We start from the raw sequence: 15,476 nt of genomic DNA, 5'->3' as shown, positions 1-15,476 counted from the left end.
ATGAGTTTTCGCCGGTGGTGGGCCATTCTCGGTATGACGGGAGGGTATGTCGGGCTTGTACCTGGTGTGGAGTTCGATCCCGGCCTGTTGCGCCAGGGCAGCACGATCAATCTCGAGCGTTTCCAGGCCAGCGATTCGGTTCCCCAGGGCGACTTTGCCCTGGATATCATCCTCAACCAGCAGTGGATAGGGCGGCGTACCGTGTTTCTGCGCAATCGGGATGCATCCGGTCAGGCGGCGCCCTGTTATGACCGAATCCTGCTCGAAGAGTTGGGGCTTGATCTAGCGAGGCTGGCGGCTCAGCCGCGCAAGCAACTGACCAGCCCCGACAGCTGCATGATGTTGCCTCAACTGCTGGTGGCCGCCAGCGAGGATCTGGATTTTGGGGCCTTGCAATTGCGCCTTGAAATTGACCGGTCTTTGCTGCGTCGCCAACCCCAGGACAATTTGCCATTCCATACCTGGGATGCAGGTGTCACAGCAGGGTTTGTCGACTACCGCCTGAATGTCCATGAGCAGCACGACCTGCAGGCAGGCAGTCGTAGCCAGCAGGGCTATCTCGGCCTGCGTGCCGGATTCAATACCGGGGATTGGTATTGGCGCCACGAAGGCAATGCGCAGATGAGCGACAAGCGCGCAGCCCGGTACCAGCCGGGTGCGACGTCGGTACGGCGCGATGTTCCCTTGTGGTCGGCCCAGCTTACTCTCGGCGATGGCTACGCTGCTGGGGATGTATTTGACAGCAGCGCCTTTCGCGGACTGCGATTATCCACTGACGAGCGCATGTTGCCCCGCGCACAGCGGGGGTTTGCGCCGGTAGTGAGGGGCATGGCCAATACTACGGCGCTGTTGAGCATCCGCCAGCGAGGGATGCTGCTGCATGAGTCGACGGTGCCGCCGGGGCCATTCGAGATCGACGACCTTTATGCCAGTGGCCTCAACGACGATCTGGAGGTCACCCTGGAGGAGGCTGACGGCAGCGTACGACGCTTCACGTTGCCCTATCAGGCCGCGCCACTGGCCTTGCGAGAAGGGGCAAGCCGTTTCGACCTTAGTGCGGGGGTGTGGCGCGACGACCTTGGGCGTCCTGGCCCAGGTCATGTGCAAGGCAGTTGGCAGCAAGGGGTGGACAACACCTTCAGCGTACATGGAGGCGCCTGGCTGGCAGAGGACTATCTGGCCAGCGCCATGGGGGGGGCGATCAACAGCCGCTTTGGTGCTTTTGGATTGACCGCATACCACGCGCAGGCATCGCTAGGCCAGGGTCGCTCCGCGCAGGGGCAGGCGCTGCGCTTCAGTTGGCGCCAGCGGGTGGAGGCAACGGCCACCGACCTGAGCGCCAGCCTTACCCACCGCAATAACGCTGGCTACTACAGCTTTGACGAGTTCGCCCGCACCAGCCAGCAAACGCAGCGTACAAATCAGCGTTCGCCTCAGCACTGGCGGGCAGCGCTGACACTTCAGCAGCGCCTGCCCGGGAGCGGTCGTCTGAGCCTGAGGGCCAGCGCGGGTAAGCAGTGGGGATCTGGGGTGGGCAATCGTGAGTACAACGTGGGGTATTACAACAATCTGCGCTCGCTCTCCTACGGCATGACGCTTGGGCGCGAGTATCGAGGCAACGGACAGGCCGTGAGCGCTTTGACACTGACGGCCAGCTTGCCGTTGGGTCTGCAACGTCGTGGATCGCTGAGTTCCAGCATGAGCCGCGACTCCGAAGGCGGGGCCAGGACGAATGTGCGCTGGAGCGCGACTGCCGGCGAGGATGGGCAATGGGGGTATGGCCTGTCCAGTGTGTACCAGGAGGGAAGGCAAGGCGGCGCAGGGCTCGACGCCAACCTGGTGCATCGCAGCCCGACGGGAGAGCTGAGCGGGGTCGTGGCCCAGCGCCAGGGATCCCGCCAGCTGGCACTCGGCGCGCGCGGCTCGGTGGTCGCCCATCCGGGAGGTGTACTGTTGGCACAACCGTTGGGCGAAAGTTTCGCCATCGTCCATGCCCCCTTCGCTGAAGCGGCGCGTATTCAGCAGCATCCGAGTGTGCGGCTGAATGCCCAGGGCTTTGCGGTGGTCCCCTCGTTGAGCCCCTACAGCGTGAATACCGTCGACCTGGACCCCAAGGGCATGTCACAGGATGTGGAGTTGCAGCTCAGCGGTCAGTCGGTTGTGCCCCGAGCCGGTGCGGTGACCTTGCTGCACTATCCCACGCGCAGCGGTCGCCTGCTGATGCTGGAGGCTCGCAACGAGCACGGGCATGCCTTGCCGTTCGGTGCCCAGGTATTCGATGTGCAAGGTGATGAGGTGGGCATGGTGGGACAGGGCAGCCGCCTGCATTTTCGCTCGCATGACGCGCGAGGACGGGTAAGGGTCTCCTGGGGTGAGCAAGCAGATGCGAGCTGCTGGCTGGATTACGCAGAGGGCGCAGCCTCGACCTGCACTTCAGGACCGGCAGACGAGGCATAGGAATGAAAAAATCTATCGGTCGCGCAGCTTATAGCCAAAACCAATCACCAACATGAGGTTTACCAATGAGCCATTGTCGAGGTCATTGGATAGGATTACTCCATCGAAAGTTACCCACCCCAAGTTAACTAACCCTCGAAGGAGCGTTTCTCATGCCAATCATCAACAGCCAGGTCAAACCGTTCAACGCCACTGCCTACCACAAAGGCGAGTTCGTTCAGGTAAGCGAAGCCGACCTGAAAGGCAAATGGTCCGTCGTGTTCTTCTACCCGGCTGACTTCACTTTCGTCTGCCCGACCGAACTGGGTGACCTCGCTGACAACTACGCCGAGTTCCAGAAACTGGGCGTCGAGATCTACGGCGTGTCCACCGACACCCACTTCACCCACAAAGCCTGGCACGACACTTCGGACACCATCGGCAAGATCCAGTACCCGCTGATCGGTGACCCGACCCACGTCATCTCGCGCAACTTCGACGTGCTGATCGAAGAAGCCGGTCTGGCTGATCGCGGCACCTTCGTGATCAACCCGGAAGGTCAGATCAAGATCGTCGAACTGAACGACGGTGGTGTAGGTCGTGACGCAGCCGAGCTGCTGCGCAAGGTCAAGGCTGCCCAGTACGTTGCCGCTCACCCAGGCGAAGTCTGCCCGGCCAAGTGGAAAGAAGGCGAAGCCACTCTGGCGCCGTCGCTGGACCTGGTCGGCAAGATCTGAGTCCATGCATCAGTCGAGGGCGGTGAGCAGCCGCCACAGCTGAAGTACTCACTGCCCCGTCAAACGCCCGGGCGACCTCGCCTGGGCGTTTTTGTATCCGAGTTTTGAAAAAGGAATCGCCCCGTATGTTGGACGCCACGCTTAAATCGCAACTGAAAACCTACCTGGAGCGGGTCACCCAGCCGATCGAGATCGTTGCCTCCCTCGACGACGGCGCGAAGTCCCGTGAAATGCACGACCTGCTGGTTGAGATCGCCGGCCTGTCGAACCTCATTACCCTGCGCGAGGACGGCAGCGACGCCCGTCGCCCGTCATTCTCGCTCAACCGTCCCGGGGGCAATATCAGCCTGCGTTTCGCCGGCATCCCCATGGGCCATGAATTCACCTCGCTGGTACTGGCGTTGCTGCAGGTCGGCGGCCACCCATCGAAGGCCAGCGCCGAAGTGATCGAGCAGATCCAGGCCCTGGAAGGCGAGTTCAGCTTCGAGACTTACTTCTCGCTGTCTTGCCAGAACTGCCCGGACGTGGTCCAGGCCCTGAACCTGATGGCGGTGCTCAACCCCAACATTCGGCACGTCGCCATCGATGGTGCGCTGTTCCAGGATGAAGTCGAATCGCGCAAGGTCATGGCGGTGCCGAGCATCTACCTGAACGGTGAAGTGTTCGGCCAGGGTCGCATGGGCCTGGAAGAGATTCTCGGAAAGATCGACACCAGTGCTGGCAGCCGCCAGGCCGAGAAGATCAACGCCAAGGACGCTTTCGACGTGCTGGTGGTCGGCGGTGGCCCGGCTGGCGCTGCGGCAGCCATCTACGCTGCGCGCAAAGGCATTCGTACCGGCGTTGCCGCCGAGCGCTTCGGCGGCCAGGTGCTCGACACCCTGGCGATCGAGAACTTCATCTCCGTGCAGGAGACCGAAGGGCCGAAGCTGGCCACTGCGCTGGAAGAGCACGTCAAGCAGTACGACGTCGACATCATGAATTTGCAGCGCGGTGAAGCGCTGATCCCGGCCGCCGATGGCGGTCTGCACGAAGTACGCCTGGCCAGCGGTGCGTCGCTCAAGGCCAAGACCGTGATCCTCGCCACCGGCGCCCGCTGGCGCGAAATGAATGTCCCCGGGGAGCAGGAGTACCGCTCCCGTGGCGTGGCCTACTGCCCGCACTGCGACGGCCCGCTGTTCAAGGGCAAGCGCGTGGCGGTGATCGGCGGCGGCAACTCTGGCGTGGAAGCAGCCATCGACCTGGCCGGTATCGTCGCTCAGGTGACGTTGATCGAGTTCGATAGCCAGCTGCGTGCCGATGCGGTGCTGCAGCGCAAGCTGCACAGCCTGCCGAACGTCAAGGTGATCACCAGTGCCCTGACCAAGGAAGTGCTGGGTAACGGCGAGAAGGTCACCGGCCTGCGCTACGAAGACCGGACCAGCAACGAGATCCACGAACTGGCGCTCGAAGGTATCTTCGTGCAGATCGGCCTGCTGCCGAACACCGATTGGCTCAAGGGCACGGTCGAGTTGTCGCCGCGCGGCGAGATCATCGTCGATGCCAAAGGCCAGACCAGCATCCCTGGTGTGTTCGCGGCCGGTGACGTGACCACGGTGCCGTACAAGCAGATTGTCATCGCCGTGGGCGAGGGCGCCAAAGCTTCGCTGGCAGCCTTTGACCACCTGATCCGGACTTCGGCGCCGGCGTAAGTCAGCGCGGGCCATATCACGGACAAGCCCACCCCACCGGTAAAGCGCAGTTCTCGAGAACTGCGCTTTACCGGTGGGGTGGGCTTGTCCGTGATATGGCCGACCAAACCAAGTATCACCCGAGGGTGTCTATGATTACTGCAGACGCTCCCAGGAGGTACAGTCATGACCCCGATCAGTCGAGAACCCTGGTGGTTGGTGCCACCCAAGCCCGGCCAGCAGGAGCAGGACCTGCACTGGGGCTATCTGGAAATCTATCCCGACGGCCGCACCGTGTTCGTCGACCAGCGCCCCAGCGACAGAGAGTTGGCCGAGCGCAAGAGCTGCCGTAACTTCCCCGAACCCGACCAGCCCTGACTCAGCCCTCGAGCTGAGCCAGCCGGGCTTCCAGTGCCGCGACGCGGGCTTCCAGCGCCTCGATCCGCTCGTCCGAAGCAGCACCTGAAGCACTGCGTGAACCACCCTCCTGCTGGCGCGCGGCAAGAATCGCTTCGATCTCGGCCGGATCGCCCAGGGCGTGGGTGTAGCGGTCTTCACGCTGGCCTGCCTGACGTGGCAGGTGCAACGCCAGCCCACGTGAAACCAGACGTTCCAGCTGATGCTGGACCTGATCGACGTCTTCGAATTCGTGCAGGCGATTGCTGCGGGTCAGTAATTCATTGAGGGTCTGCGGCCCGCGCAGGAACATCAGGCCCATCAGTACCAACTGTGCCGGCACCAGTTCCAGCGCCTTGTCCACCCGCTGCTCCCAGCGGTCGGCGCGGCTGCCCATCTGCAGGCGGGCCATGTCCTGGCCTTCGAGTGCACGCAGGGCCTGGCCGACCTGGCCGGGGGAGAGGTTCATCACCGGCTCCCGGCTGGTCTTCTGGTTGCAGGCCAGGACCAGCGCATTGAGTGTCAGTGGGTAGCTTTCCGGGCTGGTGGCCTGCTTTTCGATCAGCGCGCCGAGGATACGGACCTCGATACTGTTGAGGCGGCCTTCGCCTGCGGTTTCGTGTTCTGACATGGCCCTGTCTCGTTACTAGGAAAAGGCCATTAGCCTAGGCCTTGCGTCTGGCTTAAGCAATTGCGGCTCAGGCAGCACGCCGCTCCATGGCCTCGCACGCAGCCGCAGTGAACAGTACGTCGGTCGATGAATTGAGCGCGGTTTCCGCCGAGTCCTGCAACACACCGATGATGAAGCCGACGGCAACCACCTGCATGGCCAGCTCGCTGGGAATGCCGAACAGGCTGCAAGCCAGAGGAATCAACAGGAGCGACCCGCCGGCCACGCCCGAGGCGCCGCAGGCACAGACCGCGGCCACCACGCTGAGCAGCACCGCGGTCGGGAGGTCGATGGTGATCCCCAGGGTATGCACCGCCGCCAGGGTCAGCACGGTAATGGTGATCGCTGCCCCGGCCATGTTGATGGTCGCACCCAGCGGGATCGACACCGAGTAGGTGTCTTCATGCAGGCCCAGGCGCTCCGACAATGCCAGGTTCACCGGAATGTTTGCCGCCGAGCTGCGAGTGAAGAACGCGGTGATACCGCTTTCGCGCAGGCACAGGAGGGTCAGCGGGTAAGGGTTGCGACGAATCTTCCAGAACACGATCAACGGGTTCATCACCAACGCCACGAACAGCATGCAGCCGATCAGCACCCCCAGCAGGTGCAGGTAGCCGAGCAGGGCATCCAGGCCCGCCTCGGCCAGGGTCGAGCTGACCAGGCCGAAGATCCCCAGCGGGGCGAAGCGAATCACCACGCGAACCAGCTGCGTGATGCCGTTGGACAGGTCGTCGACCACACCGCGCGTTGCCTTGCCGGCCTTGCGCAGCACTATGCCCAGGCCGATCGCCCAGGTCAGGATGCCGATGAAGTTGGCATTGACCAGTGCGCTCACCGGATTGTCCACCGCGCTCAGCAGCAGGCCCTGCAGCACTTCGGCAATGCCGCCGGGGGCGCTCAGCGTCGCTTCATGTGCGCTCAACACCAGAGTCGAAGGGAAGGCCATGCTCGCCACCACGGCGACCACCGCGGCACCGAAAGTGCCCAGCAGGTAGAGCCAGAGAATAGGGCGGATATGGGTCTGCTGGCCTTGTTGGTGGTTGGCGATGGAGGCAATGACCAGCACGAACACCAGGATCGGTGCCACGGCCTTGAGGGCCGAGACGAACACCTTGCCGAGGAATGCAAGATCCCGGGCCAGGCTCGGGGCGACTAGCGCCAGGGCGATACCGGCAGCCAGGCCAATGATGATCTGGGTCACCAGGCTGGTGCGGTTGAGAAGGCGAAAAACAGGGCTCATGTGCAGCGGGGTCTCGGGTTTGAACGAACCGCGGACTTTAGCACAGGCACTGTAGGACAGGGCTGACGGTATTGTTCCTCCGACGCACTGCAGCGATCGCGGTGCAATCTGCCAGAAAAAGCCAGCATGGCCTCACCAGTTGAACAGTTCCCTGCGTGCCCCCTCGGTAATCGCCACGATCCCCGGATGCTTGACCTTGCGCTCCACCGAAATCGCATAGAACGACTCATGCACCGCCTCGGTTTGCCCGATCAACTCCACGCCGTATTGCCGACACACCTCATCGGCGATCACGCTTGGTGCCACGAAGATGCCGCTGCCCGATTGCCCGAATGCCTGCATCAAGGCGCTGTCGTCGAATTCCCCGACGATACGCGGCTGCACCTGCTGCTCGGCCAGCCAGCGCAACAGGCGGCTGCGCACCACCGTTTCCTGGCCGGGGATCAGTAGCGGTGCGTCGTTGAGGCAGCCGGGGAAGGGCTGCTTCAACCGAGTGGCAAGTGCCGCAGTGGCAAAAAAGCTCAGGCCGCACTCGCCCAGTTTCTGGCTATAGCCCTTGATGTCCAGATGGCTGGGCATGGGGCTGTCGGAGATCACCAGGTCAAGGCGCTGGATCGCCAGGTCCGCGAGCAGGCGCTCCAGCTTGTCTTCACGGCAATTGATGCGCAGTACTTCGTCAAGCTCCATGGTCGGTGCCAGCAAGCGATAGACGATGGACTTGGGCACCACGTCGGCGACCCCGACGCGGAACAGGATCTGCTCCTGGGGGCCGGCCCGCAGCAGGGTCTCGAGTTCGCTGCCGATCTGGAACATCTGCTCGGCATAGGCGAGGGTCTGCCGGCCGGTTTCGGTCAGCTCCAGTTGGCGACCGACGCGCTGGAACAGCTCCAGGTTGTAGGTCTGTTCGAACAGGCTGATCTGGCCGCTGATGGTCTGCGGCGTGAGATTCAATTGCTCGCTGGCGCGGGTGATGCTGCCAGTGCGGGCTACTACCCAGAAATAGTGAAGCTGCCGGTAGTTGAGCATAGAGATGCTACTCGATTCGTAAAAATCGAAGTATAACCGCTAAAAATACGAATTTTCCTGAACTGTTGTCCTCTCTAGAATTCGACTCCATCAGGCGCGGTGCGCGCGCCAGCCGAATATCGATAAGCGAGGACCCTATGCTACAACTGAAATCCATCGGCACCCCGTTGGTACTGGCGCTGGCGCTCTTGGCCACGGCGGGGTGCGACCAGGCCGAGAAGTCGGCGCAGCAGGTGCTGAACCAGGCTGCCGAATCGGCCAAGCAGGCGATCGACAAGACCAACGAGGCGGCCCAGCAAGCGCTGAACGACACTCTTGGTGGTGAAGGGCAAAAGCCCGAGAGCAAGCAAGACAAGAACGACACCCAGGACATCTGAGCGAAGGAACACTAAATGGAATACTTGCTGGAACTTGCCGCGAGCCCCGCCGCCTGGATCGCCCTGGCTACCTTGGTGGCGATGGAGATCGTGCTGGGTATCGATAACCTGATCTTCATCTCCATTCTCACCAACAAGCTGCCCGAGGCCTACCGCTCCAAGGCGCGCCGCATCGGTATCAGCATGGCGCTGATCATGCGCCTGGCGTTGCTCTCTACGGTGGCCTGGATCGTCCAGTTGACGGAGCCGGTGATCGAGGTGTTCGACCACGCCTTCTCCTGGAAGGACATGATCCTGATCGCCGGTGGCCTGTTCCTGCTGTGGAAGGCGACCAAGGAGATTCACGAAAGCGTCGACCCGCATGGTGCGAAGGAAGAGTCCAAGGCCGGCTCCACCGTGACCCTGGGCTTCGCTGCGGCCATCGGCCAGATCCTGCTGCTGGACATCGTCTTCTCGGTAGACAGCATCATCACTGCCGTGGGCATGACCGAGCACCTGCCGATCATGATCATCGCCGTGGTCAGTGCCGTGATCGTGATGCTGGTGGCCGCCGACCCGCTGGCCAAGTTCATCAACGACAATCCTACCGTGGTGATGCTGGCACTGGGCTTCCTGATCATGATTGGCATGACGCTGATCGCCGAAGGTTTCGGCGCCCACGTACCGAAAGGCTATGTGTACGCAGCGATGGCCTTCTCCACGGTGATCGAGATTCTCAACATCATGGTTCGCCGGGCACGCCTGAAGCGCGAGGCGGCGCAAGGCTGACAGCAGGCTGAGGTAAAAGAGAAGGGGCTGCCAGGCAGCCCCTTGTTCTTTTGCGGATCAGGTCAATGTGCCCCGGCGTGCCGGCGGGTGCGATGCAGCGGCTGCGGCTTGGGCGTGGTGGCCGCTTGGGTGTGATGCGGTCGGGCATGGCGTCGTGCGATGCGCAGTACCCCCCAGAGCATGGCGGTGGCGACGCTCAACCACATCGCGACCAGCATGAAGATTGCCATTGTCAGGCTCATGTGCGTGCCTCCTTCTCTCGGGACAGCTGTGGGCTGTTCCCTCCAGACACTTACTTAGTCTAGCTGCAGGCGTGTGACGTTCCATTGACCGAAGGTCTATTGCTTGGGTCGTTTCGTTACAAGCCCGAAGCGGGCTATACCCGCGCCGCGCAGGCGCCTATGATCGGAGCCCAGTGCCAGGCGCTGTCTGCCGGGCGTCGAAACAAGCGAGTGTCCATGTCGCAGCATTTCTTCACCTCCCTGAGCCCGTGCCGCCTGCTGGCGGCCTGCCTGGTGGCCGCCAGCCTTGCGGGTTGCGCCGGTTCTCCACCGGCAGCGCTCGACAAACTGCCGCAGCGGGTCGAGATCAGCAGCGTGCCGTTCTATCGTGGCAATGCCAACTTGAGCGGCTCCATGGCCCTGGCCGCCGTGCTTTCGCAGCAGGGCGCGCCGATCACGCCTGGCCTGCTGGACAAGTCACTGAACCTCCCGCAGGGCGCGGCGTCGTTGGAAACCGGTATTCCCCGAGTGGCCCGCGAGTACGGGATGGTGGTCTATCCGCTGGACAAGCGCCTGGATGCCTTGCTCACCCAGGTGGCGGCCGGTCATCCGGTGCTGTTGCGCTACCACGACGGCTCGGCGCTGTGGGGCGAGCCACGCTATGCGGTGCTGATTGGCTACGACCGTTACAAGCAGCGGGTGTTGCTGCGTTCAGGGATGGCCCGGCGGCATCTGCTGGATTTCGACACCTTCGAGAGTGCCTGGGCCAAGGAGGGGAGCTGGGCTGTGCTGGTACAACCGCCGCAGCGCCTGCCGGCCCAGGTCGATCGCCAGCGCTGGCTGAAGGCCGCCGACGAGCTGGCGCGGGATGGGCAGGAGATTGCCGCGAAGCAGGCGCTGCGCAGCCTAGGGCAGTAGTTGCTGGCGGTACTGATTCCATTTCGCGGGTAACCCCGCTCCCACAGATGCACGTTTGTGGGAGCGGGTTTACCCGCGAAAAGAACAATACGGTGCTACATCAGAACCCCAGGCGATCCCGCAGACTGTAGTACCACGCACCAATGGCGCTGAACGGTACGCGCAGCATCTGACCACCCGGGAACGGGTAGTGCGGCAGGCCGGCGAAGGCGTCGAAACGCTCGGCCTGGCCACGCAGGGCTTCGGCCAGTACCTTGCCCGCCAGGTGCGTGTAGGTCACGCCATGGCCCGAGCAACCCTGGGAGTAGTAGATGTTGTCGCCGATACGACCGACCTGCGGCAGGCGCGACAGGGTCAGCAGGAAGTTGCCGGTCCAGGCGTAGTCGATCTTCACGTCCTTGAGCTGAGGGAAGGCCTTGAGCATCTTCGGACGAATGATCGCCTCGATGTTCGCCGGATCGCGTGCACCGTAGACCACGCCGCCGCCGAAGATCAGGCGCTTGTCGCTGGTCAGGCGGTAGTAGTCGAGCAGGTAGTTGCAGTCTTCGACGCAGTAGTCCTGTGGCAGTAGAGTGCGGGCCAGTTCATCGCCCAGTGGCTCGGTGGTGATCACCTGGGTGCCGCAGGGCATGGACTTGGCGGCCAGTTCCGGCACCAGGTTGCCCAGGTAGGCGTTGCCCGCGACGATGATGAATTTGGCGCGCACTTTGCCTTGTGGGGTATGTACCACAGGGTTGGCGCCACGCTCGATGCGTACGGCAGGCGTCTGCTCATAGATGACGCCGCCCAGCGACTCGACCGCAGCGGCCTCGCCCAAGGCAAGGTTCAGCGGATGGATGTGGCCCCCACTCATGTCGAGCATGCCGCCTACATAGCTGTCGCAGGCAACCACTTCACGGATGCGCTTCTGGTCCATGAGCTCCAGCTGGGTGTGGCCGAAGCGTTCCCACAGGCGCTTTTGCGACTCCAGGTGGCCCATCTGCTTGCTGGTCAGGGCCGCGAATACGCCACCGTCTTTCAGGTCGCACTGGATGTTGTACTTGGCCACGCGCTCACGGATGATGCGTCCGCCTTCGAAGGCCATCTCGCCCAGCAGTTGTGCCTGCTTGGGGCCGACGGTGCGTTCGATGACGTCAATGTCGCGGCTGTAGCTGTTGACGATCTGCCCGCCATTGCGGCCCGATGCACCGAAGCCGACCTTGGCGGCTTCGACGACGGCCACCTTGAAGCCGTTCTCCAGCAGGAACAGCGCGCTCGACAGGCCGGTGTAGCCGGCACCGATGATGCATACATCGGTCTCCACCTCGCCCTGCAGCGCCGGACGTGGCGGCACCGGGTTGGCCGAGGCGGCGTAGTAGGACTGGGGGTAGGGGGTGTTAGCCATGCTCGGAAAACCTCGTGTTTTATATTTTTAACGAATGTACCGATGCTATCAATAATAATAAACACCCGCTAGTCGTATGGTGAAAATCCTTTACAGGAGCGTTACTGCCACCCATGGGCGCAAACATTTTTAGAATCAGTAGGTTAGCTCGAAAAAAACTGTTGACAGGGATTTTCTAGCGCGTAGAATGCGCCCTCATCGACAGGCACATAGCTCAGTTGGTTAGAGCACCACCTTGACATGGTGGGGGTCGTTGGTTCGAGTCCAATTGTGCCTACCAAATCGAAGAAAAGGGGCGATCCGCAAGGGTCGCCCTTTTTTGCGTCCGGGCATAGCTCCAGCCTGCAAAGTTTTTGATTTTTTTGAGAAAAAACGCTTTACAGGTGTGCATTCGATCACTAATATGCGCACCACACGACAGGCACATAGCTCAGTTGGTTAGAGCACCACCTTGACATGGTGGGGGTCGTTGGTTCGAGTCCAATTGTGCCTACCAAATCTGAAAAGGGCGTCCCGAAAGGGACGCCCTTTTTCATTTTCGCCCTTTGAGGTGGCAGCTCTCTCAGGGATGGCTAATCTCGCATTGAATGGTTCGAGAACATCGCCAGGGAGTAGGTAGCGGCATGTGTGAGGCTGCTTGGCGTCTTCCGCCGATCCCGATGAAGGGAGCCTCTCCATGCAGGGTGCCAACGCGTCGCTTCACACGTACACGCCTGAAGTCAGCGTCTCCGATAACCGGGGCCTGATCGTCCGCGATATCCGTTTTCACCGCCATCCGGATAGCCCTGACTCAACGGATTGTCGGGTAACCCACCTTCATTTCAATGCACGTGGCCACCCTGTGCAAAGCATAGACCCGCGTCTGGCCCAAAGCCGGCGTGAGGCACCAGGTGCGCCACCCAATCTGCTGTTGCAGCCTGCTCTGAGCGGCGCGGTGGTACGTTCTCAGAGTGTCGATGCCGGCACGCTGCTCGCGTTGGACGATTGCGCGGGACGGCAACTGATGCGTCGCAGCGGCGTGGGGGTTACCCGTCGCTGGAATTACCAGTCGGTAGCCTTTTCAGGGCGATTACATTCACTTGATGAACAGGCAGAGGGCGCCGAGCGTGCAGTGTGCGAGCGCTGGATCTGGGCGCTTGACGGTGCCGTCGAGCGTGCGCGCAATCTGCTGGGCGAATGTGTGCGCCACTATGATACGGGTGGCCTGCAGCAGGTGTGCAGCATCGCTTTGACGGGGACGCCACTGCTCGTTGCCCGGCAAATGCTGAGGGATGCCGAGCGGCCTGAATGGCTTGGCGAGAATGAGCAAGCTTGGCAGGCAAAGCTGGAGCCCATCATCCACGTCAGTGGTTGTAGCGCCGACGCCACCGGCGCGGCACTGACGCAAACCGATGCGCGGGGGCATCGGCAGCGCCATGCGTATGATGTGGTTGGCCGCTTGAGCAGCTGTTCGGTGCATGTGCAAGGCGAGGAGCAAGAGCGCCGTGTGCTTGAGGCATTGACCTGGACAGCCGTGGGGCAGAAGCAGCGGGAACTGCATGGCAATGGCGTACTGACCCACTATCTATATGAACCGCAGACGCAACGTGTGTCAGCCATCAAGACGGAACGCCCAGACGGCCATCCGGCAGGGGGCCGATTGCTGCAATACCTGCGCTACGTCTATGACCCCGTGGGCAACGTGGCCAGTGTAGACAACGCTGCGCAGGCTACTCGGTTCTGGCGTAATCAAAAAGTGTTGGCACAGAACACCTTCATCTACGACAGCCTTTACCAGCTGGTGCAGGCGTGTGGCCGGGAATTGGCGGCGCATGGGCAGCAGGGGGGGGGGTTCCGTCGGCGTTAGTGCCGTTGCCGAGTGGCCCCGAGGCGTTTACCCATTATCAGCGCGACTACAAGTACGACAGGGGCGGCAACTTGACGCAAATCCGTCACAGCGCGCCGGGCAGTGGCAACAGCTACACCACGGACCTGTTGGTCTCCCCCCATGGCAATCGTGCTGTGCGCTGGCAAGAGGGCCTTGATCCGGGTGATGTCGAGCGGATGTTCGACGGCGCTGGTCACGCGCTGTGGTTACAGGCTGGCCAGCCTTTGCACTGGAATCCGCGTGGCGAACTGGGGCGCGTGGTGCAGGTCGCCCGCAGCACGATTGATGATAGTGAGCATTACCGCTACGACGGGGCTGGCAGGCGCCTGTTGAAAGTCACTTCCCGGCAAATCGGTGACGGTATCCAGGAGCGCCGGGTCTTGTACTTGCCTGGGCTCGAGCTGCGCGACCAAGCTTTCGACGGCGCCGCGCAGAAGGCGCTTGAAGTGGTTGCCGTGGGCAGTGCCGGGCGAGGTCAGGCGCGCTTGCTGCATTGGCCCGATGGGTTGACCGGTGACACGCTGCGCTACAGCTTCGACGACCTGTTGGGCAGCAGTCAGCTGGAGCTGGATGAGCAGGGCGAGGTCATCAGCCAGGAAGAGTATTACCCCTATGGCGGTACTGCGGTGTGGACCGCACGTAGCGAGGTGGAGGCGGATTACAAGACCTTGCGCTACTCCGGAAAGGAGTGTGACGCCACCGGGTTGTACTATTACGGGTTGCGGTACTACCAGCCTTGGCTCGGGCGCTGGTTGAGCGCTGACCCTGCTGGTGTCGTGGATGGGCTGAACCTGTATCGCATGGTTCGCAACAACCCCGTCACGCTCAAGGATCAACAGGGATTAGAACCCGTTTACCCGGTGCTATCGGCATTTCTGGCGGATGTCATGACCGATGTGAACCACGATGCCTTGGGCTTCGTCCCGTGGGGTGAGCAACTTGATTCAGCTCCGCCGTGGGCTATCGCCATCTGGGGAGATAATGCCTATGTGTCGACGATGAACAGGCATATGTCCATTCGGCCGCAGGGTGAGCGGGGATTCCCTGATTTCGTAGGTGTTTATGACGGGGGGCGCATTACGACGGAAACGGGGCATTACCGAACGCCGCCAGGTTATGCAGCAGGCATTGAGAACAACAGACCGCGAATAACCTCGCATGGAAGCACTGCGTCACTGGAGTGGCGAATGACAATGTTCAGTGATCCTCATGCGTATATGGCCAAGGTCAATGAATTCTGGAAAATCAATGATCGGGCAGAAAGGGGGCGGGCGGTATTGGCTTTCCTCAAATCGCATTGGGCGCAAGGTCTTGAAGAACTCGCTTCTTCATTCAATGAAAACAGGCCGGCCCTGCTGCTGGAAATGTTCCAGGCCAATGGGCAGTTGCGGGATGTCGAGCAGACGGGCTTTCAGTGGGTGGACCAGTTGTACGCAGAGGCCAATCAAATAATCTATGAAATCGGTGATCGCAAGGTCCTCGCGAAGCGGCAGCAAGCCAAGGCGCTGGCCGAGTTTAAATACAATGCAGTCATGGATATCTACAAAGGGAGAGAAGGCGATCTGCACATGGCGCGTCGATCCGAAGTCGAGGCGCAACTCCCGCCAGTGCCGCACTTGACTGCACCTGCACGTGGCCTTCCGCGAAGGCCGGTGACGACCGTTGCTCAGCCTGGGCGAAAGCCGAATTTTCTTTCCAGAATAAGGAATGCCTTCAAGCATTGATGGTTAGCCAGCTCGGGCCAGGTGCCGCTGCTGCGCCAATCTGAC

General features: G+C 61.7%; 14 protein-coding genes and 2 tRNA genes. 11 read left to right on the top strand and 5 right to left on the bottom strand.

Going from position 1 to position 15,476, the window contains the following annotated elements; translation table 11 throughout:
* From AB688_RS17720 to AB688_RS17705, 4 genes are all read left to right on the top strand, one after another.
* Positions 1-2,457 carry a fimbria/pilus outer membrane usher protein gene (locus tag AB688_RS17720; protein WP_196759866.1) on the top strand — a complete coding sequence of 819 codons (2,457 nt, stop codon included), beginning with the start codon at positions 1-3 and terminating at the stop codon, positions 2,455-2,457.
* A 152-nt stretch (positions 2,458-2,609) separates the two neighbouring features.
* Positions 2,610-3,173, top strand: coding sequence for an alkyl hydroperoxide reductase subunit C (gene ahpC / locus AB688_RS17715; RefSeq protein ID WP_004375926.1), 564 nt, complete (start codon positions 2,610-2,612; stop codon positions 3,171-3,173).
* Positions 3,174-3,298: 125 nt separating this feature from the next.
* Positions 3,299-4,861 (top strand): alkyl hydroperoxide reductase subunit F, encoded by a 1,563-nt coding sequence (ahpF, locus tag AB688_RS17710; RefSeq protein WP_054892077.1) that lies wholly within the window; start codon positions 3,299-3,301, stop codon positions 4,859-4,861.
* Between the two features lie 165 nt (positions 4,862-5,026).
* A complete protein-coding gene (locus tag AB688_RS17705) occupies positions 5,027-5,218 on the top strand; it encodes a hypothetical protein (protein ID WP_054892076.1) in 192 nt (63 codons plus the stop codon).
* A gap of 1 nt (position 5,219) precedes the next feature.
* Here the strand turns inward: AB688_RS17705 and AB688_RS17700 are convergent, their stop codons facing one another.
* The 3 genes from AB688_RS17700 to nhaR form a co-directional block, all read right to left on the bottom strand.
* On the bottom strand, positions 5,220-5,867 hold the full coding sequence (locus AB688_RS17700; RefSeq protein WP_063545327.1) for a YceH family protein: 648 nt from the start codon (positions 5,865-5,867) through the stop codon (positions 5,220-5,222).
* Positions 5,868-5,934: 67 nt separating this feature from the next.
* Positions 5,935-7,146 (bottom strand): serine/threonine transporter SstT, encoded by a 1,212-nt coding sequence (sstT, locus tag AB688_RS17695; protein WP_063545326.1) that lies wholly within the window; start codon positions 7,144-7,146, stop codon positions 5,935-5,937.
* Between the two features lie 132 nt (positions 7,147-7,278).
* Complete coding sequence (gene nhaR, locus AB688_RS17690; protein WP_063545325.1) at positions 7,279-8,172, bottom strand: transcriptional activator NhaR; 894 nt, start codon at positions 8,170-8,172, stop codon at positions 7,279-7,281.
* A 137-nt stretch (positions 8,173-8,309) separates the two neighbouring features.
* Here nhaR and AB688_RS17685 point away from each other — a divergent pair, with 137 nt between their 5' ends.
* Both AB688_RS17685 and AB688_RS17680 read left to right on the top strand, forming a co-directional pair.
* On the top strand, positions 8,310-8,549 hold the full coding sequence (locus tag AB688_RS17685; RefSeq protein ID WP_063545324.1) for a hypothetical protein: 240 nt from the start codon (positions 8,310-8,312) through the stop codon (positions 8,547-8,549).
* A gap of 15 nt (positions 8,550-8,564) precedes the next feature.
* Positions 8,565-9,317, top strand: coding sequence for a TerC family protein (locus AB688_RS17680; RefSeq protein WP_063545323.1), 753 nt, complete (start codon positions 8,565-8,567; stop codon positions 9,315-9,317).
* 62 nt (positions 9,318-9,379) lie between these two features.
* Here AB688_RS17680 and AB688_RS17675 read toward each other — a convergent pair whose 3' ends face one another.
* The gene (locus AB688_RS17675; protein ID WP_054892070.1) at positions 9,380-9,559 is read right to left on the bottom strand and encodes a hypothetical protein; all 180 of its coding nucleotides are present in this window, start codon (positions 9,557-9,559) and stop codon (positions 9,380-9,382) included.
* Between the two features lie 159 nt (positions 9,560-9,718).
* On the opposite strand from AB688_RS17675, the gene AB688_RS17670 reads away from it, so the two are divergent.
* A complete protein-coding gene (locus AB688_RS17670) occupies positions 9,719-10,456 on the top strand; it encodes a peptidase C39 family protein (RefSeq protein WP_063545322.1) in 738 nt (245 codons plus the stop codon).
* 100 nt (positions 10,457-10,556) lie between these two features.
* Here the strand turns inward: AB688_RS17670 and AB688_RS17665 are convergent, their stop codons facing one another.
* Positions 10,557-11,840 (bottom strand): NAD(P)/FAD-dependent oxidoreductase, encoded by a 1,284-nt coding sequence (locus AB688_RS17665; RefSeq protein WP_054892068.1) that lies wholly within the window; start codon positions 11,838-11,840, stop codon positions 10,557-10,559.
* Between the two features lie 203 nt (positions 11,841-12,043).
* On the opposite strand from AB688_RS17665, the gene AB688_RS17660 reads away from it, so the two are divergent.
* From AB688_RS17660 to AB688_RS17645, 4 genes are all read left to right on the top strand, one after another.
* Positions 12,044-12,120, top strand: a tRNA-Val gene (locus tag AB688_RS17660).
* Positions 12,121-12,259: 139 nt separating this feature from the next.
* Positions 12,260-12,336, top strand: a tRNA-Val gene (locus tag AB688_RS17655).
* 180 nt (positions 12,337-12,516) lie between these two features.
* Positions 12,517-13,686, top strand: a complete 1,170-nt coding sequence (locus tag AB688_RS26870; RefSeq protein WP_155738216.1) for an RHS repeat protein — start codon at positions 12,517-12,519, stop codon at positions 13,684-13,686.
* 71 nt (positions 13,687-13,757) lie between these two features.
* The gene (locus tag AB688_RS17645; protein ID WP_155738215.1) at positions 13,758-15,431 is read left to right on the top strand and encodes an RHS repeat-associated core domain-containing protein; all 1,674 of its coding nucleotides are present in this window, start codon (positions 13,758-13,760) and stop codon (positions 15,429-15,431) included.
* Positions 15,432-15,476: the final 45 nt, after the last annotated feature.

This window comes from Pseudomonas putida, from assembly GCF_001636055.1.
Taxonomy (GTDB): Bacteria; Pseudomonadota; Gammaproteobacteria; order Pseudomonadales; family Pseudomonadaceae; genus Aquipseudomonas; species Aquipseudomonas machongensis.
Note: the sequence above shows the minus strand (reverse complement) of the source record. Positions and strands in the feature narration are given on the sequence as shown.